The sequence below is a fragment of the Actinoplanes cyaneus genome (assembly GCF_016862095.1).
GTDB lineage: Bacteria > Actinomycetota > Actinomycetes > Mycobacteriales > Micromonosporaceae > Actinoplanes > Actinoplanes cyaneus.
In genome coordinates this window covers 336,748-358,892 of record NZ_BOMH01000028.1, presented here as the reverse complement: position 1 = coordinate 358,892, position 22,145 = coordinate 336,748, and the positions used below count along the sequence as shown (strand labels likewise).

18 protein-coding genes are annotated in these 22,145 nt (G+C 71.7%); 10 read left to right on the top strand and 8 right to left on the bottom strand.

What is annotated here, in order from left to right; all coding sequences use genetic code 11:
* Positions 1 to 82 precede the first annotated feature (82 nt).
* On the top strand, positions 83 to 571 hold the full coding sequence (locus Acy02nite_RS19525) for a MarR family winged helix-turn-helix transcriptional regulator (protein ID WP_203742479.1): 489 nt from the start codon (positions 83 to 85) through the stop codon (positions 569 to 571).
* On the opposite strand, the gene Acy02nite_RS19520 is transcribed toward Acy02nite_RS19525, so the two are convergent.
* A complete protein-coding gene (locus Acy02nite_RS19520; protein WP_203742477.1) occupies positions 558 to 1,514 on the bottom strand; it encodes a glutathione S-transferase family protein in 957 nt (318 codons plus the stop codon). The two genes, Acy02nite_RS19525 and Acy02nite_RS19520, sit on opposite strands and share 14 nt — an antisense overlap.
* 133 nt (positions 1,515 to 1,647) lie before the next feature.
* Between Acy02nite_RS19520 and Acy02nite_RS19515 the strand changes: the two genes are divergently transcribed.
* The 4 genes from Acy02nite_RS19515 to Acy02nite_RS19500 all read left to right on the top strand — a co-directional run bounded on the left by Acy02nite_RS19515 (position 1,648) and on the right by Acy02nite_RS19500 (position 6,155).
* Positions 1,648 to 2,865: an exonuclease domain-containing protein gene (locus Acy02nite_RS19515; RefSeq protein WP_203742475.1), complete on the top strand. Its 1,218-nt coding sequence runs from the start codon at positions 1,648 to 1,650 to the stop codon at positions 2,863 to 2,865.
* A 628-nt stretch (positions 2,866 to 3,493) separates the two neighbouring features.
* Entirely contained in the window at positions 3,494 to 4,189 is a 696-nt protein-coding gene (locus Acy02nite_RS19510) for a response regulator transcription factor (protein ID WP_203742582.1), read from the top strand.
* Entirely contained in the window at positions 4,182 to 5,537 is a 1,356-nt protein-coding gene (locus tag Acy02nite_RS19505; RefSeq protein WP_203742473.1) for a sensor histidine kinase, read from the top strand. The genes Acy02nite_RS19510 and Acy02nite_RS19505 overlap by 8 nt, the downstream gene beginning before the upstream one ends.
* A gap of 111 nt (positions 5,538 to 5,648) precedes the next feature.
* Complete coding sequence (locus Acy02nite_RS19500) at positions 5,649 to 6,155, top strand: hypothetical protein (RefSeq protein WP_203742471.1); 507 nt, start codon at positions 5,649 to 5,651, stop codon at positions 6,153 to 6,155.
* Here Acy02nite_RS19500 and Acy02nite_RS19495 read toward each other — a convergent pair whose 3' ends face one another.
* Together Acy02nite_RS19495 and Acy02nite_RS19490 are read right to left on the bottom strand one after the other, a co-directional pair.
* Positions 6,156 to 6,926, bottom strand: coding sequence for a DUF5995 family protein (locus Acy02nite_RS19495; RefSeq protein ID WP_203742469.1), 771 nt, complete (start codon positions 6,924 to 6,926; stop codon positions 6,156 to 6,158).
* Between the two features lie 173 nt (positions 6,927 to 7,099).
* Complete coding sequence (locus Acy02nite_RS19490; RefSeq protein ID WP_203742467.1) at positions 7,100 to 9,910, bottom strand: helix-turn-helix transcriptional regulator; 2,811 nt, start codon at positions 9,908 to 9,910, stop codon at positions 7,100 to 7,102.
* A 176-nt stretch (positions 9,911 to 10,086) separates the two neighbouring features.
* Here Acy02nite_RS19490 and Acy02nite_RS19485 point away from each other — a divergent pair, with 176 nt between their 5' ends.
* The 3 genes from Acy02nite_RS19485 (at position 10,087) to Acy02nite_RS19475 (ending at position 15,462) form a co-directional block, all read left to right on the top strand.
* A complete protein-coding gene (locus Acy02nite_RS19485) occupies positions 10,087 to 10,737 on the top strand; it encodes an adenylate/guanylate cyclase domain-containing protein (RefSeq protein WP_203742464.1) in 651 nt (216 codons plus the stop codon).
* Positions 10,738 to 10,873: 136 nt separating this feature from the next.
* Positions 10,874 to 12,928, top strand: a complete 2,055-nt coding sequence (locus tag Acy02nite_RS19480; protein WP_203742462.1) for a DNA gyrase/topoisomerase IV subunit B — start codon at positions 10,874 to 10,876, stop codon at positions 12,926 to 12,928.
* 14 nt (positions 12,929 to 12,942) lie between these two features.
* Positions 12,943 to 15,462 (top strand): DNA gyrase/topoisomerase IV subunit A, encoded by a 2,520-nt coding sequence (locus tag Acy02nite_RS19475; RefSeq protein WP_203742460.1) that lies wholly within the window; start codon positions 12,943 to 12,945, stop codon positions 15,460 to 15,462.
* A 312-nt stretch (positions 15,463 to 15,774) separates the two neighbouring features.
* Here Acy02nite_RS19475 and Acy02nite_RS19470 read toward each other — a convergent pair whose 3' ends face one another.
* Positions 15,775 to 16,218, bottom strand: coding sequence for a MarR family winged helix-turn-helix transcriptional regulator (locus tag Acy02nite_RS19470; protein WP_239175003.1), 444 nt, complete (start codon positions 16,216 to 16,218; stop codon positions 15,775 to 15,777).
* A 75-nt stretch (positions 16,219 to 16,293) separates the two neighbouring features.
* Here Acy02nite_RS19470 and Acy02nite_RS19465 point away from each other — a divergent pair, with 75 nt between their 5' ends.
* Positions 16,294 to 16,662 (top strand): cupin domain-containing protein, encoded by a 369-nt coding sequence (locus tag Acy02nite_RS19465; RefSeq protein WP_203742458.1) that lies wholly within the window; start codon positions 16,294 to 16,296, stop codon positions 16,660 to 16,662.
* Positions 16,663 to 16,707: 45 nt separating this feature from the next.
* Here Acy02nite_RS19465 and Acy02nite_RS19460 read toward each other — a convergent pair whose 3' ends face one another.
* The gene (locus Acy02nite_RS19460; protein WP_203742456.1) at positions 16,708 to 17,658 is read right to left on the bottom strand and encodes an aldo/keto reductase; all 951 of its coding nucleotides are present in this window, start codon (positions 17,656 to 17,658) and stop codon (positions 16,708 to 16,710) included.
* Positions 17,659 to 17,845: 187 nt separating this feature from the next.
* Positions 17,846 to 18,046: a hypothetical protein gene (locus tag Acy02nite_RS19455; protein ID WP_203742454.1), complete on the bottom strand. Its 201-nt coding sequence runs from the start codon at positions 18,044 to 18,046 to the stop codon at positions 17,846 to 17,848.
* Positions 18,047 to 18,143: 97 nt separating this feature from the next.
* Between Acy02nite_RS19455 and Acy02nite_RS19450 the strand changes: the two genes are divergently transcribed.
* Complete coding sequence (locus tag Acy02nite_RS19450) at positions 18,144 to 19,640, top strand: GGDEF domain-containing protein (RefSeq protein ID WP_203742452.1); 1,497 nt, start codon at positions 18,144 to 18,146, stop codon at positions 19,638 to 19,640.
* 301 nt (positions 19,641 to 19,941) lie between these two features.
* Here the strand turns inward: Acy02nite_RS19450 and Acy02nite_RS19445 are convergent, their stop codons facing one another.
* On the bottom strand, positions 19,942 to 20,766 hold the full coding sequence (locus tag Acy02nite_RS19445) for a class I SAM-dependent methyltransferase (protein WP_203742450.1): 825 nt from the start codon (positions 20,764 to 20,766) through the stop codon (positions 19,942 to 19,944).
* Entirely contained in the window at positions 20,763 to 22,079 is a 1,317-nt protein-coding gene (locus tag Acy02nite_RS19440) for a GH1 family beta-glucosidase (protein WP_239175002.1), read from the bottom strand. Before Acy02nite_RS19440 ends, Acy02nite_RS19445 begins: the two co-directional genes overlap by 4 nt.
* Between the last annotated feature and the right edge of the window lie 66 nt (positions 22,080 to 22,145).

The window sequence follows — 22,145 nt, the reverse complement described above, 5'->3', positions numbered from 1 at the left end:
TCGATGGAAAGTATCTCGACATCAAGATAACTCCTATCGAGAAGTTCGTCATCAAGGAACCCGGATACCCGACAATGTCGGCATGATCGAGCAGGACGACGTCGACCGGATCCTGTCCCAGTGGGCCACCGAACGCCCCGACCTGGAGACCACCGCGATGGGCGTCTTCGGCCGCATCCAGCGCATCGCCCGGATCGCCGGTGACACCCAGGAGCGGGCGTACGCGGCGTTCGGCATCGGCCGCCCCGAGTTCGACGTCCTCGCCACGCTGCGCCGATCCGGCCGGCCGTACCAACTGTCGCCGGGCGCCCTGGCCTCCTCGATGATGCTCAGCACCGGCGGCACGACGGCCCGCCTGGACCGCCTGGAGAAAGCCGGCCTGATCGCCCGCTCACCCGACCCGTCGGACCGCCGCGCGATCCTGGTCCGCCTCACCGACCAGGGCTTCACGGTTGCCGACCAGGCCGTCACGGCCGGCCTCGACGAACAGCGGCGCCTGCTGTCCCATCTCAGCCCGAAGCAGCAGTCCCAGCTCTCCGACCTGCTCAGACAACTCCTCAGCGGTCGCTGACCGGGGGAGTGCCGTCACCGAAGGGGCGGCCGCCCAGCGACTCGCGGCCGTGCGGGGTGAGCCAGCCGCTCGGATCCGGGCCCGCCGGGACGATGCCGGTCGGGTTGATGGTGCGGTGGACCACGTAGTAGTGCTCCTTGATCTGCGCGAAGTCGATCGTGTCACCGAATCCGGGTGTCTGGAACAGGTCCCGCGCGTAGGCCCACAGCACCGGCATCTCGCTCAGCTTCGACCGGTTGCACTTGAAGTGCCCGTGATACACGGCGTCGAAGCGGGCCAGGGTGGTGAAAAGGCGTACGTCGGCCTCGGTGATGGCATCGCCGACGAGGTAGCGCTGATTCGCGAGCCGGTCGGAGAGCCAGTCCAACCGGTCGAAGAGCTGCTGGTACGCCTTCTCGTAGGCGTCCTGCGAGCTCGCGAAGCCGGCCCGGTAGACACCGTTGTTGACGTCCCGGAACACCACGGCGTTGACCTCGTCGATCTCGTCGCGCAGCTCGGCAGGGTACAACCGCGGCGCGCCGGGCCGGTGGAACGCCGTCCATTCCAGCGACAGGTCGATGGTGAGCTGCGCGAAGTCGTTGGTGACCACGGCCCCGCTCGGCACGTCCACGATCGCCGGCACGGTGATTCCCTTGTCGTACCCGGGAAATCTGGAGAGGAAAGCCTCCTGCAGACGCTCGATGCCGAGCACCGGGTCGCGCCCACCAGGATCGAGGCCGAAACTCCAGCTGCGCTCGTCGTGGGTCGGCCCGGCCACGCCCATCGACAGCACGTCCTCGAGGCCGAGCAGCCGCCGCACGATGATCGCGCGGTTCGCCCAGGGGCAGGCGCGGCTCACCACCAGGCGGTACCGGCCGGGCTCGACCGGATAGCCGTCGCGGCCGTCCGCGGTGATCCGGGTCGCGATGTAGCGCTGGTCACGGGTGTACTCACCGGAAGCCATGCGGTCATCGTGCCCGCGACGATCCACCCCGAACCACCAACTTCACGATCATTTCCCGGTACGGCGTCAGCGCGCCGAGCCTCCGATCCGGGCCCGCTGGCGGCACGCCGGAACGGTCGCCTAGTTTCTTCTCATGTACGCCGTTGTCGACCTGCAGACCACCGGCACCAAGACCAGCTGGCACGACCGCATCGTGGAGGTCGCGATCGTGCGCCTGGACGGGGCCGGCCGGGTGCTGGACGAGTGGTGCACGCTGGTCAACCCGGACCGTGACCTGGGCCCGCAGGAACTGCACGGCATCACCGGCGCGGAGGCCCGCCGCGCGCCGCTCTTCGCCGAGCTGGCCGGCCAGGTGGCGCAACGCCTCGCCGGGCAGCTCGTGGTCGCGCACAACCTCTTCTTCGACGCGGACTTCCTGAACGCCGAGTTCGGCAAGCTGGGCGTCGCCGTGCCGGTCGACGACGAGCTCGGTTTGTGCACCATGCGCCTGGCCGGGCATTACCTGCCCACCGCGTCGCGCAGCCTCACGGCGTGTCGCGCCGCCGCCGGCCTGGGCCCCCATCGGGAGTACTCCGCGCTGCACGGCGCCCGGGCCGCCGCCGAGCTCCTGGCGTACTACCTGGAGCGGGCCGGCGACCCGCCGCCCTGGGCGGAACTGCTCGACGAGGCCCGCCAGGCGAAGTGGCCGGCGCTGCCGGTGACCACGATCGCGCCGGTCCCGCGCCGCCGCCCCGAGGAGCGCGAGCCGCACTTCCTCACCCGCCTGGTGGACCGTCTGCCCCGCCAGCTGAACCCGAAGGCCGACGCATACCTGGCCCTGCTCGACGGCGTCATGCTGGACCGGCACATCTCCGCGAGCGAGGCCGACCAGCTCGTCACGATCGCCGGCCGGATCGGACTGTCCCGCGCCGACGCCGAGTTCCTGCACCACCGCTACCTGTCCGGCCTGGCCGCCGTCGCGCTCGCCGACCAGGTCCTCACCCCCGCCGAGCGCCTCGACCTCGACGGCGTCGCCGAACTCCTCGGCCTGACCAGCGCCGACGTCGATCGCGCGCTGGCCGATGCCGCCGCGATCCCGGCCGCCCAGCCCGCGCAGTGGCAGCTCAGCCCGGGCGACCAGGTGGTCTTCACCGGCCCGCTGAACCCGCCGCGCGAGCACCTCGAGGTCGACGCCCTGACCCACGGCCTGCGCACGGCCCGCAAGGTCACCAAGCAGACCCGCCTGCTTGTCGCCGCCGACCCCGACTCGCTCTCCGGCGTGGCGAAGCTGGCCCGTCAATACGGCATCCCCATCGTCACCACCACGGCGTACAAAGCCATGCTGGAAGCTCTGCTCGCCGCCTCTCGCTGAAGATCAACCCCCGATTGCTGTACGCCCCGAGCCGCCCGCCGCAAGCCCCGCCCGTCCGCGAAGCCGCCCGCGAGGTGATCCCGGGTCAAGGCAGCGGCGCGGGTCGCGGCCTCGGCTGGTCCTCATGGGCGTTATGAGGCACGAATAACGCCCATGAGGACCAGCCGGAAGCTCGCGCCGACGGCGAGGGCGGGCACAGGGCGTGGCAGCGCGGGGCGCGCGCTGTGCGATGGGTGCCGCGCGGGTCCGGCTGTGTGATCGGGGGCGCGCTGTGCGACGGGTGCGGCGCGGGGTCGGACTGCGGCGGGGCGGGCGGCGCGGGGCGGGGCGGGGCGGGCGGCCGTGGGTGGGGCTTGGTGGGCGAGGCATCCCCCCGTGTGCGACGCCTCGCCCGGATCAAGGGCCGGGCATTCCGGGCACGTCACAGCGAACCGGGTGGAATGCGCGGCGGGGCCCACTGCTGGACCTGCGCCTTTATAGCATGCGAGGAGAGCGCTTTCCGACACTCGTGATCCTTTTGGGAGCGCGCCCAGCCGGGTGAGCGATGTGGACCGCGGCGAGAAGTTCGCCCAGCCCGGGGACATCCCTTACGTTGCTCGAACGTTCGTGCTTCCACGCCGGCGGCATGATGTGTGCCGTGACTGATGCGTCGAAGGGGCTGGTCCTGGTCGTCGAGGACGAGCGGCCGATCGCCGATCTGGTCCGGCTCTATCTGAGCCGGGAGGGCTTCGGCGTGCAGGTCGAGCACGACGGCACGGCCGGGCTGGCGGCGGCCCGCCGGTTGCGCCCGGTGGCGTGCATCCTGGACATCGCGCTGCCGGGGCTGGACGGCACGGAGATCTGCCGCCGGATGCGCGCCGACGGGGACTGGACGCCGGTGATCTTCCTGACCGCCCGGGACGACGAGGTGGACCGGATTCTCGGGCTGGAGCTGGGCGGCGACGACTACGTGACGAAACCGTTCAGTCCTCGTGAGCTGGTCACCCGGGTCAAGACGTTGCTGCGGCGCGCCGCGGGGCCGCCGGAGGTCGATCGGGTGCGGACCCTGGGCCCCCTCACGCTGGACCAGGGCCGCCGCACCGCAGCGGTCCACCAGCAGCCGCTGACGCTCACCGCCACCGAGTTCGACCTGCTGGCGCACCTGCTGGGGCGTCCCGGCCGGGTGTTCACCCGCGAGGAGCTGCTCGCCGCGGTCTGGGGCTACGCGTCGCACGCCGGGACCCGTACCGTCGATGTGCATGTCGCCCAGGTCCGTGCGAAACTCGGCGGCGCGGCGAGCCTGATCCGCACGGTCCGCGGGGTGGGGTACACGGCCGATGCGTGACTTCTTCCGCACGCTGACCGGCCGTGCGGTCCTGGTCACCGTCGCCACCTCGGTCATCTCGGTGATCATCACGGCGCTGGTGGCGGTCCCGGTCGCGGTCCGTTGGGTGAACACGCAGGTGCGCGCGGAGCTCGTGGAGAAGTCGGCGCTCGCGGTCGAGCTGCTCACCGACGAGCGCCCGGCCGCGCGGGAGAAGATCGCCCGGCGACTGCGCCAGGACCAGATCGAGATCTACCTGATCCGGCGCGGCGTCCCTGATCATCAGGGCCTGCCGGAGCGGGTGGCCGAGCAGGTCGCGGGTGGTGCGCTGGTCGACACGCGGGGGCGCGTCGGCGACCGTTCGTCGTTCATCGCCGGGCGTCCGCTGCGCGGCGTCGACGCCGGCGTGGTGCTGACCCGCCCGGCCTCGACCGGCCTCGCGCTGCGGCTGCTCGGCAGTGTCTGGTGGGCGCTGCTCGCGGGCCTGGTCGGCGGGATCCTGGCCGGCGCGCTGCTGGCCCGGTTCGTCACCCGGCCGATCGAGCTGGCAGCGGCGGCGGCCGGGCGGCTCGCCGGCGGAGATCGCTCGGTGCGGATCGCCCGGCACGGCCCGGCCGAGGCGGTTCGCCTGGCCGAGGCGGTGAATCAACTGGCCGCGGCCCTGCAGACGAGCGAGGGCCGCGAGCGCGACTTCCTCCTGTCGGTCTCCCATGAGTTGCGTACGCCGCTGGCCACCATCCGTGGCTACGCCGAGGCGCTCGCCGACGGGGTGGTCGGGGCGGACGGCGCGGAGCAGGCCGGCGCCACCATGGTCGCCGAGGCGGACCGTCTCGACCGGCTCATCTCCGACCTGCTCGTCCTCTCCCGGCTGGAGGCCGCGGATCTGCCGCTGGACGTCGTCACGGTGGACCTGGTGGAGCTCGTACGGGACGCGGGTGACGCCTGGTCGGCGCGGTGCGCGGCGGACGGCCCGGCCCTCGTGGTCGAGGTGCCGGACGCCCCGGTCACGGTGCGGACCGACCCGGGCCGGATCCGTCAGGTGCTCGACGGGCTGTGCGAGAACGCGCTGCGCGTGGTGCCGGCCGGCGCGCCGCTGGTCCTCGCGGTGCGCGCGGAGAGTTCCGGCGGTGTGGTCGAGGTGCGTGACGGCGGGCCCGGGTTCACCGACGACGACCTGGCCGTCGCGTTCGAGCGGGGCGCGCTGAACCGCCGGTACCGGGGCATCCGGAAGGTGGGCAGCGGGCTCGGGCTGGCGCTCGCGGCGCGCCTGGTCGGGCGGCTGGGCGGCCGGATCGAGGCCGGGCACGCCCCGGAGGGTGGCGCGATGTTCCGCGTGGAGCTGCCCTACGAAACCCGCACGGACGGTTGAGGGAATGGGTCGCGCGCCCGCACGTTCCAAGGCGACGAGGGCCGCGCTTCCTTACCGGACTCGAACAATCGGCTGACGTTCGCCGATCCGGGCGGCCCCATTGTCGTACCCATGAATCGAAGCGGGAAAGCTCTCATCGTCGCCGCGGCCCTGACCGCCGCCCTGGCCGGATGCGGCGCAGCCGCGACGGAGTCCCCGTCGTCGCCCGGCGACGTCGCCACCGAGGCCGTCGCCCTGCAGGCCGTCGGGTTCACCACCGACGACGTGGACGCCTCGCCGTCACCCGCGGCGAAGGACAAGGGCGACGTCCGGCCGCGGGTGGTCCGCAAGCTGCTGCGCAGGAACGCCCTGCACGGCGAGGTCACCGTGCAGGCCAAGGACGCGACGAAGACCGTCGTGGTGCAGCGCGGCAAGATCACCGCGGTCGACGACAAGGGGCTGACCGTGGAGTCCACCGACGGCTTCAAGCTCACCTGGGCCTACGGCGATCCGCTGCGGATCGTGCAGCAGCGCAAGGCCGTGGACCGGACCGCGCTGAAGACCGGCGCCGAGATCGGCATCGGCGGCGTGCAGAACGGCGAGGCGACCGCGGCCCGGCTGATCGTCGTCAAGAAGTAGTCACTGCAGGAAGTCGGCGAACGGCGAGAGCAGCAGTTTCCCCAGGCCGGTGGCGGTCCGGTCGAGCCGGCGGCGTTCCGCGTCGAGCGCGATCAGGTCGTGCCGGATCGCCCAGATCTTCTGCGCGTTGCGCCAGGCGACATTGCGGGTGTACTCCACCATCTCGCCCTGCCACCAGTCGTCCAGGTCGCCGTTCATCGTGTCGATGAGCAGCTGCCAGCGGTCCAGGTAGCCCCGGCGCAGGCCCGGGATCTCCTCCGCGAAGATGTCGTTGACCTGCAGGTAGTCGTGGTGCTGGTCGCTGCCGTCGATCGGGTCCGAGCCGAGGTGGTCGAACGTGGTGACCAGCGCGAACGGCAGGTCGAAGTTGATGTGCGCGTTGACGCCGGCGACCGCGGACGGCAGCGGGCGGGGGTCGGGCCCGGGGATCCGGTGGAACAGGCCGGCCCACACGCCGGGGCAGGCCGGGCTGCCCTCGGTCCAGTAGCGCAGGGCGTCGAAGTACCGCGCGGCGAACTCCACGTCCAGCCGGGACAGGAACGCCGGGTCCTTGAACTTGCCCGCGTAGAGCCTGTCCAGCACATTCTCGGTGATGGTCAGGTAGAGCCCGTTGAAGTCGGCGAGCGGGTTGCCGTTCAGCAGCGGTGGAACCTTGCAGAGAACGTCCTGCAGAGCGCCGAGCTGGGCGACGACGGCGGGCACGTCGTCCGGATGCTCCTGCAGGATCGCGGACATCTCGGATTGCACTGGTCCCCAGATGGGCCGGGTCATCGGATCCTCCACGAACTTGCCGGTGTGCGGAGGGCCCCCAGCACCGCCCGGCGGCTGTCGGCCACCGGGCGGTGCTCCCCCGTGCCCACAGCTTGTCACCGGCCGTGGGCGAGGGGATCGGTAGAACGACGTATTCCGTGTACGTATGTAACGGCGGGATAACGACTGCCTGGTCAGGCGGCTGTCAAGAAGACCCGGCTGGCCTGGACCCGCGTACGTACCTGAAGTTTGTCGAAGATGTGCCCGAGATGCACGCCGACCGTGCGCTCACTGATGAACAGCAGCTCACCGATCTCCCGGTTGGTCAGCCCCTCGGCGACCGCGGCCAGCACCTCACGCTCCCGCCCCGTGAGAACGGCCAGCTCGTCGCCGGGATCCGGCTCCGGCGGGGCCATCGGCACGGTGTCCGCGTCCTCGGCCAGGGCGACCCGGAACCGCTGGGCGACGCCCTTGATCTCGTTCGCCAGCGGACGTGCGCCCATGGCGACCGCCGTCACGTAGGCCTGGCGCAGGCCGGCGACCGCTGTGGTGCGCCGCGCCCGGCGAGCCAGCGCGACCTCGGCGTGCCGCAACCGGGAGTAGGCGGCCGGGTAGGGCTGCTGGCGGCGGTCCCAGATGGCGGCCGCTCGCGCCCAGGGCTCCGGATCCTGCCGGTTCTCGATCCGGCTCAGCTCGGCCGCGCAGAGGTAGAAGTACCCGTCGAGGACGGCGCGGACCTCCGGCGCGGCGGCGTTCGCCCCCGCCTCCAGGCGCGTGACCACGGTCTTCAGCCGGCGCAGCGCACCCGGGTCGACCGGCGCGCCGTCCGTGTGCGCCTCCGCCTCGGCGCGCAGCCCGTGCCAGGCCAGCACGCCGAGCAGCACCAGGTCGTCCGAGCGGGTCTCGGTCAGGCCGCGCTGCACCGCGGCCCGCGCGGCGGCGTGCTCCTTCTGCCACATCGCCAGCCCGGAGCGCAGCGTGAGCATCGGCAGCACGTGCCGCGCCCCGCCGCCGGCCAGCAGCGTCGCCACCGCGTCCAGGTCGCGGCGGGCGTTGTCGAGCTCCCCGAAGCCGACCCAGAGCCGGCTGCGGGCGAGCAGCAGCTCCACCGCGTCGGCGCCGGACGGGCGGTGCCGCATCGCCTCCTCCAGCACCGCGTCCGCCTCGGCCCACTGACCGATCCGGAACAGTCCGTTGCCGGCGATCGCCAGCAGGCGCGTCTGATATGTCCGGCCGACGCCGAGCGAGGCGAGCCGGTCGGCGCCCCGGCGGGCGACCAGCACGCCCTCCTCGATGCTGTTCAGCGGGCCGGTGAGCAGCTCGGCCAGGTGCAGGTACGCCACACCGAGGTCCTCCGGGTGGCCGGACCGCTCGGCGATCTCCACGGCATGCCGGATGACCGCCAGGCCGGCGTCCGGATCCTCCCGGAAGGCGGCGCTGAACCCCAGCGCGGCGCTCGCCCGGACCAGGTCGGCGGTCGAGCCGTTGATCGCGGCCAGCTCCAGCGCGTCCCGCGCGTGCTGGTTGGCGTCCGCATACCGCCCCAGGTGCAGGAGCCGCTCGGCGAGGAAGGCGGCGGCGGTGGCGCGCAGCTGCGGGGTGCAGTCGGCCGACCGCAGGGCCAGCTCGTACTCCCGCTCGGCGGTCTCCGAGCGGCCGGCCGCGGCCAGGTAGCGCGCCCGGCGCAGGTGCAGCTCGCACTCGGTCGGCGCGTCCTTGCGGCCGGCCAGCTCCTCGAGCCGGGCCAGGGCGAGCAGGTGCTCGCCGCACTGGTGCGCCGACTCGGCGGCGTGCCGGAGCAGCTCGGTGCGATCGTCGGCGTCCTCGCTGGTCAGTCGCAGGGCGAGAGTCCAGTGCCGGTGGGCCTCGGCGAAGCCGTACAACCCCTCGGCGGAGCGGGCCGCGGCGATCACCGACGGCAGCGCCCGGGCCGGCAGACCGGCCCGCTGCCAGTGGTGGGCCAGGCGGGCGTGGTCCGCCTCGTTCGGGCACGCCTCCAGCGCCTCGGCGTAACGCCGGTGCAGCGCGGTCGCCTCGGCCGGCAGCACCTCCTGCTCCAGCACCTCGGCGACCAGGCGGTGCCGCAGCCGGTAGCCCTCGCCGTCGCCGATGACGAACCGGTACGCCACGGCGGCGCGGATGGCCTCCAGCAGCTCGTCCTCGGGGAGGCGGACCACCCGCGACAGCACCGCGTGCTCGACCGGCTCGACGCCGGCGGCCAGCGCGTTGACCACGGCATGCGCGTTCGGCGGGAGCTCGTCGATGCGGGTCAGGAAGATCTCCCGCAGCGTGTCGGAGAGCTCCACCCGGCCGTCGCGCAGGTCCCGCGCCAGCTCCTCGACCACGAACGGGTTGCCGCCGCTGCGCTTGTAGACGCGCTCGGCGTCCTCGCCGGCCACCTCGCCGTCGACGATCGCGCCGACCAGCTCGCGGGTCTGCTCCTGGTCCAGCGGGGCGAGATCCACGACCCGGACGGACCGCAGGCGGCGCAGCTCGGCGAGCACCCGGCGCAGCGGGTGGGTGCCGTGCAGGGCCTCGGCGCGGATCGCGGCGAGCACCGACACGCGCACGTCGCCCAGCCCGGCCAGCAGGTAGAGCAGCAGCTGGCGGGTGCTCCGGTCGGCCCACTGGAGATCGTCGAGCACGAGCAGCAGCCGCTGGTCGCCGGCGATTGCGCGCAGGTCGCGCGAGACCCGGTCGAGCAGCGCGCCGGCGTCGCCGGCGGCGGTGGCCGGCGCGCTGTCGTGCCGGCGCAGCGCCTGCAGCACCGGGTGCAGCGGCGACGCGTCTCCGATGTCGAGACAGGTGCCGACGAGCACCGCGAAGTCCCTGTCGCGCAACGCGTCGGCGGTCTCCCGCAGCAGCCGGCTCTTGCCGACCCCGCTCTCCCCGGTCAGGAACACCGCGGCTGTCCCACCAGGACCGACGTTGCGCAGGTCCGACTGAATCTCGGCCAGCGTGCCGGTGCGCCCGACAAGCGGCCCATCGTCCCCCTGGCTGGCCATGTCCGGCAGCCTAATGCGAAAGGACGTACCACGTTGTCGTCGGTTCGGACTGTTCTGCGTCACAAAAATGACCAGTGTTGATGCTCTCGGAGATACGTCGTTCTGCGGATCCGCCCGTCCCGCCCGGCTGGCACCGTTCTCCCGGTCAACGCAGTGCTCTGGGGGGAGCGTCAGACATGACCACCATCACCATCGACACCATTCAGGAGCGGCGCCAGACCGTGACCGTGCTGTTCATCGACATCGTCGGTTTCACCGCGCTGGTGGACCGGCTGGACTGCGCGGAGGTACGGGCGCTGCAGCGGGACTACTTCTCGGCCGTCGCCGGGGTGGTCCGCGGGTGCGGGGGCATCGTCGAGAAGTACGTCGGCGATGCGGTGATGGCGGTCTTCGGCGCCGGCGAGGACGGCTTCGAGCCGGAGGCGGCCGCCTCTGCCGTGCGCGCGGGCCTGTCGGTCCAGGAGGCGTTGAGGGGGCGTCTCCTGGCCGGCAGGCACCGGGTGCGGACCCGGGCCGGGCTCGCCACCGGGGAGGTGATCGTGGATCCGCTGATGACCTTCGACGGCGGGTACGGGATGATCAGCGGCAGTGTCGTGGCGACCGCGGCCCGGTTGCAGGCCTACGCCCCGCACGACACGGTGGTGGTGTGCTCGGCGACCCGGGAGGTCACCGACGAGCTGATCGCCTACCAGGAGATGCCACCGGTGTCCGTGCCGGGCAAGTCGTACCCGCTCGACCTGTGGCGCGCGTTGCAGCCGCAGTTCGCGCGGTCGGCGCCGATCTGCGGTGGCCCCGGTGGCGCGACAGGCCTCGTCGGGGCTCACTAGCGGAATTTTGTAACCTTTTACCCGAATTTTCGATCTGACAGGCCATGACCTGGCTCGCCTGGGACAGAAGTGTCGGAGGGGCCGGGTAGGCTCGCGCCGTTCTGACCACTGACGGGCGACCGGGAGACCCACACTCGTGACCGCACAGCCAGAGACCTTGTACGGGGCTGACGACCTCACGCACCTGGAAGGGCTGGACGCTGTCCGGAAACGCCCAGGGATGTACATCGGGTCCACCGACAGCCGGGGCATCAACCACCTGGCCAACGAGATCATCGACAACTGCACGGACGAGGGGGTCGCCGGCCACGCCACCCAGATCGCCGTCACGTTGCACACCGACGGCTCGGTCCAGGTCGACGACGACGGCCGGGGCATCCCGACCGACGTGCACGCCAAGAGCGGCCTGAGCGGCGTCGAGCTGGTGCTGACCCGGCTGCACGCCGGCGGCAAGTTCGGCGGTTCGGGTTACAAGGCGTCCGGCGGCCTGCACGGCGTCGGCGCCTCCGCGGTGAACGCGCTCTCGCTGCGCTACGACGTCACCGTCAAGCGCGACGGCAAGGTGCACGAGATCTCGTTCCAGCGTGGCGTGCCCGGGGTCTTCGACGGTCACGGGCCCGACGCGCCGTTCACCCCGCAGCCCGGCCTGCGGGTCGTGCGCCGGATGAAGCGCGGCGAGCCCACCGGCACCTCCACGCGGTACTGGTATGACGCCCGCTACTTCGAGAGCGGCGCGCGGCTCGACGTCGAGGCCGTCCGCGGCAAGCTGCGCAACACCGCGTTCCTCGTGGCCGGGGTGCAGTTCACGCTCTTCGACGCGACCGCCGAGGAGCCGGCCACCGAGACGTTCCACTTCCCGAACGGGCTCACCGACATGGTGGAGTTCCTGACCCCGGCCTCGGACAAGCCGGTCTCCGGGATCCTGCTGATCAACGGCGAGGGGACGTACAAGGAGAACGCCGCCGACGCCAACGGTGTCATGCAGTCGAACGTGGTCCGCGAGGCCCAGGTGGAGATCGCCTTCCGCTGGGGCACCGGCTACGAGCGCACCGTCGAGTGCTTCACCAACACGATCCGCAACGTGCACGGTGGCACCCACCGCAAGGGCTTCGAGCGGGCCCTCACACGCGCGCTGACCGAGGCCATCCGGAACGCCCGCGGGCTGCTCAAGCCCAAGGAGGAGCCGCCCGTCCTGGACGACTTCCTGGAGGGCATGACCGCGGTCATCCACGTCCGGGTCCCGGAGCCGCAGTTCACCTCGCAGACCAAGGACGAGCTGTCGACGGCCGGCATCACCCGCGTGACGCAGAGCCTCGTCGAGACGTACCTCAAGGGCTGGATCGACGATCGGCGCACGAAGACCGAGGCTCGCACGGTCCTGCAGAAGGTGGTGGACGCGGCTCGCGTCCGGCTGACCCAGAAACAGCAGAAGGACGCGGCCCGCCGCAAGACCGCCCTCGAAGGCGCCTCGATGCCGCCCAAGCTGGTCGACTGCCGTACCACCGGCATCTCCCGCAGCGAGCTCTACATCGTCGAGGGTGACAGCGCGCTCGGCACCGCCCGGATGGCCCGCTCCTCGGAGTACCAGGCGCTGCTGCCGATCCGCGGCAAGATCCTCAACGTGCAGAAGGCCAGCCTGCAGCAGGTGCTGGACAACGCCGAGTGCTCGGCCATCGTGCAGGTGCTCGGCGCCGGCTCCGGCCGGACCTTCGACATCGGCTCGATGCGGTACGGGCGGGTCATGCTGATGGCCGACGCGGACGTCGACGGCTCGCACATCCGGACCCTGCTGATCACGCTCTTCGCCAAGTACATGCGGCCGGTGATCGAGCACGGCCGGCTCTTCGCCGCGATGCCGCCCCTGCACAAGCTGACCACCAAGGGTCGCAACGCCGAGACCTTCTTCACCTACACCCAGCAGGAGATGGAGGCCACCCTCGGCAGGCTGCAGCGGGAGGGCCGGTCGCTGGCCCCGGTGAGCCGGTTCAAGGGTCTCGGCGAGATGGACGCCGACGAGCTGTGGGACACCACGATGAACCCCGCCACCCGGACCGTCCGGCGCATCACGCTGGACGACGCCGAGCGGGCCGAGGCCACTCTCGAGCTGCTGATGGGTGAGCGGGTCGAGCCCCGGAAGAACTGGTTGATCGAGGCTGCCGGCCGGATCGACCAGGAGACGATCGACGCCTGAGAGGTTCGCTACCAATGGCACGCCGCAAAACCGAGAACCGCGTCGACCTGTCCGCGTTCGACCAGCCGGGCGCCAACGTCATCGACAACCCGCTGACCACCGAGGTCGAGGACTCCTACCTGGAGTATGCGTACTCGGTGATCCACTCCCGGGCGCTGCCGGACGCGCGGGACGGTCTCAAACCGGTGCACCGGCGCATCCTCTGGTCGATGTCCGAGCAGGGTCACCGGCCCGACCGGGCGTACGTGAAGAGTGCCCGCGTCGTCGGTGACGTGATGGGCAAGTACCACCCGCACGGTGACGTGGCGATCTACGACGCCCTGGTCCGGCTCGCGCAGGACTTCTCGCTCAACACGCCGCTGATCGACGGCCACGGCAACTTCGGCTCGCCGGACGACGGGCCCGCTGCCGCGCGGTACACCGAGGCGCGCATGTCCCGCGAGGCGATGCTGCTGGTCGGCGAGCTGGGCGAGGGCACCGTCGACTTCAAGCCGACCTACGACGGCTCCGACCTCGAGCCCAAGGTGCTGCCGGCCGCCTTCCCGAACCTACTGGTCAACGGCACGTCCGGGATCGCGGTCGGGATGGCGACCAACATGATCCCGCACAACCTCGCCGAGGTGGTCGCGGCCGCCCGGCACCTGATCACGAACCCCGAGGCCGACCTCGACGAGCTGATGCGCTTCGTCCCGGGGCCGGACCTGCCGACCGGTGGTCAGCTGCTCGGCCTCGACGAGGTGCGGCGGGCGTACGAGACGGGCCGTGGCGTGGTGCGCCTGCGCGCCCGCGCGCAGACCGGCCCGCTCGAGGGTGGACGCGGGCGGCAGGCGATCACCGTGACCGAGCTGCCGTACGGGATCGGCACCGAGAAGATCATCGAGGCGATCACCGACGAGGTGAAGGGCAAGCTCATCACCTCCGGCCCGAAGCGGGGGCAGCGGCAGGCCGCGCGACTGACCGGCATCGCCGACGTCAAGGACCTCACCGACCGTGAGCACGGCACCCGCCTGGTGATCGAGTGCAAGGTCGGCGTCAACCCGCAGGCGCTGCTGGCGGACCTCTACCGGCTGACCCCGCTGGAGAGCTCGTTCGGCATCAACAACCTCGTGCTCGTCGACGGGCAGCCGCGCACGCTGGGGCTCAAGGCGCTGCTGGAGGTCTTCGTCCAGCATCGGTACGACGTCGTCACCCGGCGCACCGAGTTCCGGCGCAGCAAGCGGCAGGACCGGCTGCACCTGGTCGACGGCCTGCTCATCGCCCTGATCGACATCGACCGGGTGGTCGCGATCATCCGGGCCAGCGACGACGCGGCGGCCGCCAAGGCGTCCCTGATGAGCGAGTTCGGGCTCAGCGACATCCAGGCGACGTACATCCTGGACACCCCGCTGCGCCGGCTCACCCGCTTCGACCGGATCGAGCTGGAGACCGAGCAGGAACGGCTGCGCAACGAGATCGCCGAGCTGAGCCGGATCCTCGACAACTCCGACGTGCTCAAGCAGGTCGTCTCCGACGAACTGGCCGAGGTGACCGCCGAGTTCGGCCGGCCCCGGCACACCACGCTGATCGACGGCGACCTCAAGGAGGTGCTCGCCGCCTCCGTGCCGGCCGGCCCTCTCGAAGTGGCCGACGACCCGTGCCAGATCATCCTCTCCGCCACCGGGCTGATCGCCCGCACGGCCGCGGAGAGCGAGGAGTCGACCGAGGCGCGCAAACGCAGCGGCCGGGTCAAGCACGACGCGGTCCGCGCGATCATCCACGCCACCGCCCGCGGGCGGATCCTACTGGTGACCAACCGCGGACGGGCGTTCAAGACCGACGTGCTGCCGCTGCCGGTGCTGCCCGAGTCGTCCGGCACGGTCTCGCTGCGCGGCGGCATGTCCGCGTCCGAGCTGGTCCCGCTGGAGAAGGGGGAGAAGGTGGTCGGGCTAGCGCCGCTGGCCGCCGGCGACTCCCCGGGCCTGGCGATCGGCACGCGGCACGGCGTGGTCAAGGTCTGCGCGCCGGAGTGGCCGGTCCGCTCCGACGAGTTCGAGGTGATCACCCTCAAGGAGGGTGACGAGGTGCTCGAGGCGACCTGGCTCACCGACGGCGCGGAGTCGCTGGTGTTCGTCACCTCGGATGCCAGCCTGCTGCGGTTCCCGGCGAAACTGGTGCGGCCGCAGGGTCTCAAGGGCGGCGGCATGGCCGGGGTGAACCTGACCGCCGGGGCGTCGGTGATCTCGTTCAACGTGGTGAACACGGCGGACTCGTCGCACGGCGAGCCGATGGTGGTGACGTCCACGGGCACGCAGGTGAAGGTGTCGCCGTTCGCGTCCTATCCCGCCAAGGGCAGGGCGACCGGCGGGGTGCGGGTGCAGCGGTTCCTCAAGGGCGAGACCGAGCTGGTGGTGGCCTGGGTGGGTCCGCGGCCGGTCGGCGCCAGCAGCACCGGCGATCCGGTGGAGCTGCCGGAGCCGGATGTGCGCCGGGACGGGTCCGGGGCCGCGGTGATCATGGGACCGCAGCTGATCGGGCACCACATCGAGCGCGACTGACGCTCAGCGCTTCCGCACTGCCCGCCGGGGTCGTCTCCGGCGGGCAGTTCCGCGTTCCGGCTGGTGCTCACGGTTCTCCCCGAGCTCATGAGGAGCCGTCAGTGCCAGCCGACTGGTTTCAGCTGGCGCTGAGGGTTGGTTTGGCGCCGGGAGGGAGCCGTCAGTGCCAGCCGGCTGGTTCGAGCTGGCGTTGACGGTTGGTTTGGCGCCTGGTGGGAGCCGTTAGTGCCAGCCGGCTGGTTCGAGCTGGCGTTGACGGTTGGTTTGGCGCCTGAGGGGAGCCGTCAGTGCCAGCCGGCGCGTGCGCCCCGGTCACCAGGTCGGGCGGATGCGGCCGGGGACGGCCAGCCGGGACAGGGCCGTGCGGACGGCGGACAACTGAGCCGGCCCCAGCGCGTCGGCCCAGGGTTGCAGCACCGCGATGGCTGCCTCGTCGGCGGCGCGGGTGCAGGCCCAGCCCCGTTCGGTGAGGGTCAGCAGGCGGGCGCGGGCATCCGACGGGTGCGGCCGGCGTTCCACGTAGCCCTTGCGGACCAGTTCGTCGGCCATCTGGCTGGCGGCCTGCTTGGTGACGCCCAGGTGCTCGGCGAGCTCGACGACGGTGGCGCCGTCGGGGGCGAGCCTGACGAAGGCGAAACCGTGGGCCGGGCGCAGGTCGGTGAAGCCGCCCGCCCGTACGCGCTCGTTGATGCCGTCGACCAGGGCTGATGCGGCGCCCAGGAGCAGCACCGGCAGGTCCAGAAGATCACGTCGCACAGAAACAGTTTGACATGGAGGTCAAGCTGCTTGACTATTTAGTCAAGCAGCTTGACCAATCTGGAGGGAAGTGGGATGGGAATCCACCGTCACGACCAGGCCGTTCTGCATCACCTGCACGGCTCGGTCTTCCATTCGTACGTGTCACCCGCGGCCGGCAGCGAGGAGCTGTGCGCCTGGCGGCTGCAGATCGCCGGCGGAACCGCGGGTGTCCGGCACCGGGTCGGCAAGGAGGAGGTGTTGCTTCTGCTCAGCGGCCGGGTCAAGGTCTACCTCGACGGAGTTGTCGACGAGCTCGGCCCGGGCGACGTGCTGCGGGTCCCGGCCGGCGCCGAGTTCGGCATCGACAGCGACGAGGGCGCCGAGGCCTGGGTGACCACCAGCGTCGGCCTGCGGGCGACCCTGCCGGACGGCTCGGAGATCAGCCCGCCCTGGGTCCGCTGAGAAGCGGCGGACGGTGCCGGGTGCGTCCCCGGCACCGCCCGGCGGTCAGCGGGCGGCGACCCGCAACGCCGCGATGGCGTCCACCCCGGACGCCGGGAGCGGCCCCGCCGCCTCCGCCGCCAGGCACTCGTCGAGCTCGGCCCGGTTCTTCACACCGAGCACCACGGTCGAGACGCCGGGCACGGACAGGGCGTACCGGTGCGCGAGCGTGGCCGGCGACGTGCCCCACTCCGCGGCCAGTTTCCGGAACGGCTCGGCCCGGGCGAAGTCGGCGGCGACCGGGGCGCCCGGCTCCGTCGTACGGTCGATCGTGGACGTCAACGCCCCGGCGGCCACCGCGCGGATGCCCATGACCTGCACCTGACCGGCGTTCGCGGCGCGGACGATGTCGTCGCTGCGCGGACCGACCCCCGGGAAGTACCAGTCCGCCTGCAGGTCGAGAGCGTTCACGACCACCTGCGCCGCGTCCGGTCGCGGTGTGTCACCGAGAGCGGCGATCACGCTGTCCGGGTGGCCGATCGCGGTGATGCCCCAGGCGCGGATCAGCCCCTCGTCCCGCAGGCGCACGAACTCCGCGGCGGCCTCGTGGTACTCGTTCCAGCCGATCGTCTCGCGCGCCGGCGTCGCGGCGCGGATCTGGCTGTGCAGCACGAAGAGGTCGAGGTGGTCGCGACCCAGCCGGCCCAGGCTGGCGGTGAGGCTGCGCCGGATGCGCTGCGCGAAGTCACGCTCGTCGTCGTCCGGCAGCCCCACCTTCGACGTGATCAATACGTCCTTCCGGGCTGTCCGGAGTGCCTCGCCGGCCACCCGCTCCGACTCGAAGTCGATGCCGTAGCCCGGCGCCAGGTCCAGCATCGTGATGCCGGCGTCGAGTGCGGCGTGCACGGTGGCCACCGCCTCGCGCCTGTCGGTCGTGCCCCAGACGCCGCCGATGCCGCCGCCGCCCAGGGTGAGTGCGCTGATCTGCCCGAGTCGTCCGAAGTTCCGTAGCTCCATGACCAGGACGCTAGGACCTGGAGCGCACTCCAGCTCAAGCCCGAATCCGCCAGGGCCGCCGAACCCGCCGGATCACCGAACCTGGGATCGCCGAACCCGGATCGCCGAGGGCCGCCGCGCAACGCGGCGGCCCGACGACCTCGGCCAAGGGAAGCAGACGCCTCATCGGCCACTGAAGACCGGAAGATCACTTCGACGGCGGCGGGACCTCACACTTGATCTTCGGGTTGACGCCGAGCCAGTTCAGCGGACCGGCGATCGTCGTGACGATCACCGTTCCGGCCTTCGCGCAACTCGCGTCGCCGGTGTCCTTGAAGTAGCCGCGCTCGAAGGCGGCGACCAGACCGAGCAAAAGCCAGATGACGATGATGACCGCGCCTGCGCGCATCGAGAGCCTCCTAAGCCGGGGGTACCGGGATGCGCGGCAGGTACCCGATCCGATCAGTTCTCTAAACTGCGGCCCGGTCATGGCGATGAGGCGCAACGTGCCGTCACCTTCGCTGGGAAACCTGGTCGAGCAGCTCGTCGTGGACACGTACGCGTCGCACGCCGGCCTGGCGGATCGCGCCCGGGCGCTGATCACGGCCGCCGAACAGGCCGGTGACCGGCGCAGCGCCGACCTGGCCCGGCTGATCCAGGCCGAGCTGGACAACCGGAACGGCCGGGTGCCGGAGGCGGTGCAGACGGCTCGCACCCTGCTGGGCACCAGCAACGACCGGCTGGTGCGGGCCAAGGCGCACGCGATCATCGCCGGCGGCGTGTGGCGGATCGGGGACAGCGCGACAGCGGTCGGGCACTCGCTCCGATCGGTCCGGATGCTGCAGCCCGGCGACCCGGCGACGATCCGCGCGGACCACGCGATCATCCTGGCCGTGCTGGTGAACGATCAGGGCCTGCACGAGCTGGAGACCGCCGAGTTCGCGGCCGCGCAGCGTGAGGCGGAGGCGTCCGGCTTTCCCGAGCTGGAGATCGCGAATCTCAACAACTGGGCCTGGTGCGCCTACCAGAGCGGCGACCTGGACGCCGCCGCGGTGATGGTCGAGCGGATGCGCTCCCGGGCGGAGACGGCCGGCCGGCAGCTCAACTGCTCGTGCGCGGACACCGTCGCCCGGGTGCTGCTGGAGACCGGCCGCCCCGAGGAGGCCGGGACGGTGGTCCTCGACGCGATCGCGAACGCGCCGGCCACCGACTCGGACGCGGTCCCGGCGGCATTGCTCACCCTGGCCGAGATCGAACGCCGGCGCGGCGACGCCGACGGCGCGGTGCGAACCCTGCTGCGCTGCCGGGAGCTCGCCGCCGAGCGGGATCGGCCCGAGTCGGAGGCGGAGGCGCTGCGCGCGCTGGCGGCCTGTCATGCCGGCGCCGGGGACTTCGAGACGGCATACCGCAGGATGTGCGAATTCCATGAGGCGTGGGAGGCTCTGCGGACGCGGCAGAGCGCGGTCGCGGCCAAGTTCGCCCACGCGCAGTTCGCCGTCGAGCAGGCGTGGGACGTCGCCGAACGCGATCCGCTGACCGGCCTCGGCAACCGCCGCCGCTGCGAGATCGAGCTGACCGCGGCGCTCGCCGACGGCGGGCCGGTCAGCGTCGCGCTCGTCGACCTGGACCACTTCAAGCAGGTCAACGACACGTACTCGCACGCGACCGGGGACGAGGTGCTGCGCCGGTTGGCGAGCCTGCTCGACGCCGTGCCCGGGTTCGCCGGCCGGCTCGGCGGCGAGGAGTTCCTGCTGGTCCTCCGGGCCGGCGCGACCGAGGCCGCGTCCCACTGCGCGACGCTGTGCGCCGGCATCGAGGGCCACGACTGGCCGGCGGTCGCCGCCGGGCTCAAGGTCACCACCAGCATCGGCGTGACCGAGATCCGCCCCGGCGAGGACCGCAAGGACGCGCTGATGCGCGCCGACGATCTGCTCTATGCCGCGAAACGATCCGGCCGGAACCAGGTCAAAACCGATCAGAACCATTCCGCAGTACGCACGTGAAACGCCCGTGGCCGGCCCGGAAGAGTCCCGTGGCCGGCCGCCCCCGCCGTCACCGACAGGCCCGCATCAACATCCCCAGTGCCCCGATCCACAACACCCGGGACCACGCGAGCCCGCCGCCGCTCCAGCCCCAGCCGCGCCCCACCCTCCCGGCTGGTTCTCATGGGCGTTATCCGTCCCGGATAACGCCCATGAGAACCAGCCGAACAGCGCGACCCGCGTTGCCTACCGTGAGCACCAGCCGCGTCGCGTGGGTTTCGCACGGGCGCGGGCCGGGGCACGGGCGGCTCACGGCGTACGGCTAGATCGGCTTTCGGGCCTGGAGGGTGTAGGTGTGCGGCAGGCGCTCGGGGCGATCGGCGAGCTGCCACTCACCGTTGCCGATCTCGCGCATGCGGCCGGGCAGCGCGTTCCACGGCACGCTCTGATGCTCGACCAGGCCGGTCAGGGTCAGGCCGGCGGAGAGGACCGCGGTGACGATCTCGCCGAGGCCGTGGTTCCACTCGTGCGTGACCGTGTGGGTGAACTGGTGATCGGTGTCGACGTAGGTGCCCGGCTCGTCGAACACCATCGGCGCCTCCTGCTCGAAGTACGGCTCGGACAACGCGATCACGTCGTCGGTGCGCTCGTATTCGAGGGACCAGAGGACCGGGTGGCCCTCGCGGATGAACAGGCGCCCGCCGGGGGCGAGCAGGGAGGCGACGGTGGCAGCCCAGCGTTCGATGCTCGGCAGCCAGCCGAGCGCGCCGATCCCGGTGTAGACCAGGTCGAACTCGCCGTCGAGCACGTCCCGGGCGGCGTAGACGTCACTCTCCAGGAACGGGATGTCCACGTTCGCCGAGGCGGCCAGCGCGCGCGCCTGCTTCAGGGACTCGCCGGAGAAGTCGAGGCCGGTCACCGTGGCGCCGAGGCGGGACAGCGAGAGCGTGTCGGTGCCGATGTGGCACTGCAGGTGCACGGCCCGCTGCCCGGTGAGGTCACCGAGCAGCGGCCGGTCGAACGCGACCACGTCGCTGAGGTGCGCCGGGTCGGCGGCGAACTTCGCGAAACCGTAGCCGGCGGAGGCTGCGTGCGCCGGGGCCCGTTCGTCCCAGTTGGCGCGGTTGACGGTCAGATAATCGGTCACAGCCCGGAGCGTATGCGGTCCCGGAACCACAGCGCACTCTGTTTCGGCGTCCGCCGCTGGGTCTCGTAGTCGACCGCGACCAGGCCGAACCGCCGCCCGTAACCCTCGGCCCACTCGAAGTTGTCCATCAGGGACCAGGCGAAGTATCCGCGTACGTCGGCGCCCTGTTCCCGCGCCGCGCGCGTCGCCGCGATGTGGTCGCGAAGGTACGCGGTCCGCTCCTCGTCGGCGACGAAGCCGTCCGCGGCGGGCACGTCGTCGTAGACCGCGCCGTTCTCGGTCACCGCGAGCGGCACGCCGTAGTCGCGGTGCAACCGCAGCAGCAGTGTGGTGAACCGGTCCGGGGTGATCGGCCAGTCCATCGCGGTCCGCGGCACGTCGGGCTGGATCTCCCGGACGACGGGGAAGCCGTCCGCGTCCTGCGTGTTGCCGTGCTCGTCGCGCCCGGCGAAGTCCTGTCCGAAGTAGAAGTTGACGCCCAGCACGTCCGGCCGCTGGTTGATGATCGCCAGGTCGCCGTCCCGGACCGGCAGGCTGTGGCCCCGGGCGGCGAGGTCCGCCAGCACGTCCGCGGGGTAGTGGCCGTGCACCAGGGGGTCCAGGAAGATGCGGGTCACGTTGCCGTCCGCGCGCCAGGCCGCGGCGACGTCCAGAGGGTCGTCGGTGTGGGGCGTCGCCGTGCCGATGTTCAGGGCGATGCCGACCGAGTTGTCCGGCTTCTTCATGACAGAGGCGGCGAGTCCGTGCGCCAGGAGCAGGTGGTGAGTGGCCTTCAGCGCGTCGTCCAGCGAACGGCGCCCGGGCGCGTGCACCCCGTGCTGATACCCGAGATAGGCCACGCACCACGGCTCGTTCAGCGTCTGCCAGTTCGTGACCCGGTCGCCCAGCCGGGCGGCGACGATCCCGGCGAACTCGGCCATCCGGTACGCGGTGTCCCGGTTCGTCCAGCCGCCGTCGTCCTCCAGCTCCTGCGGCAGATCCCAGTGGTAGATCGTGGTCCACGGCGTGATCCCGTTGCCGAGCAACTCGTCGACCAGGCGGTCGTAGAAGTCCAGGCCGGGCAGATTTGCCGGCCCGCGCCCACCCGGCTGGACCCGGGGCCAGGAGACCGAGAAGCGGTACGCGTCCACGCCCAGGCTCTTGATCAGCGCGACGTCGTCAGGCATCCGGTGGTAGTGGTCGCACGCCACGTCGCCGTGCTCGCCGACGACCTCGTGCGCGAAGGTGTCCCAGATGGACGGCGTGCGCCCGTCCTCGGCGGCGGCCCCCTCGATCTGGTAGGCGCTGGTGGCCACGCCCCAGGTGAAAGTCACGGAAGTTCCCCCATGTGAAGAGCGGAAAATGGCGGCCGGCCCCGACGGCAGGGGGCCGGCCGCCTG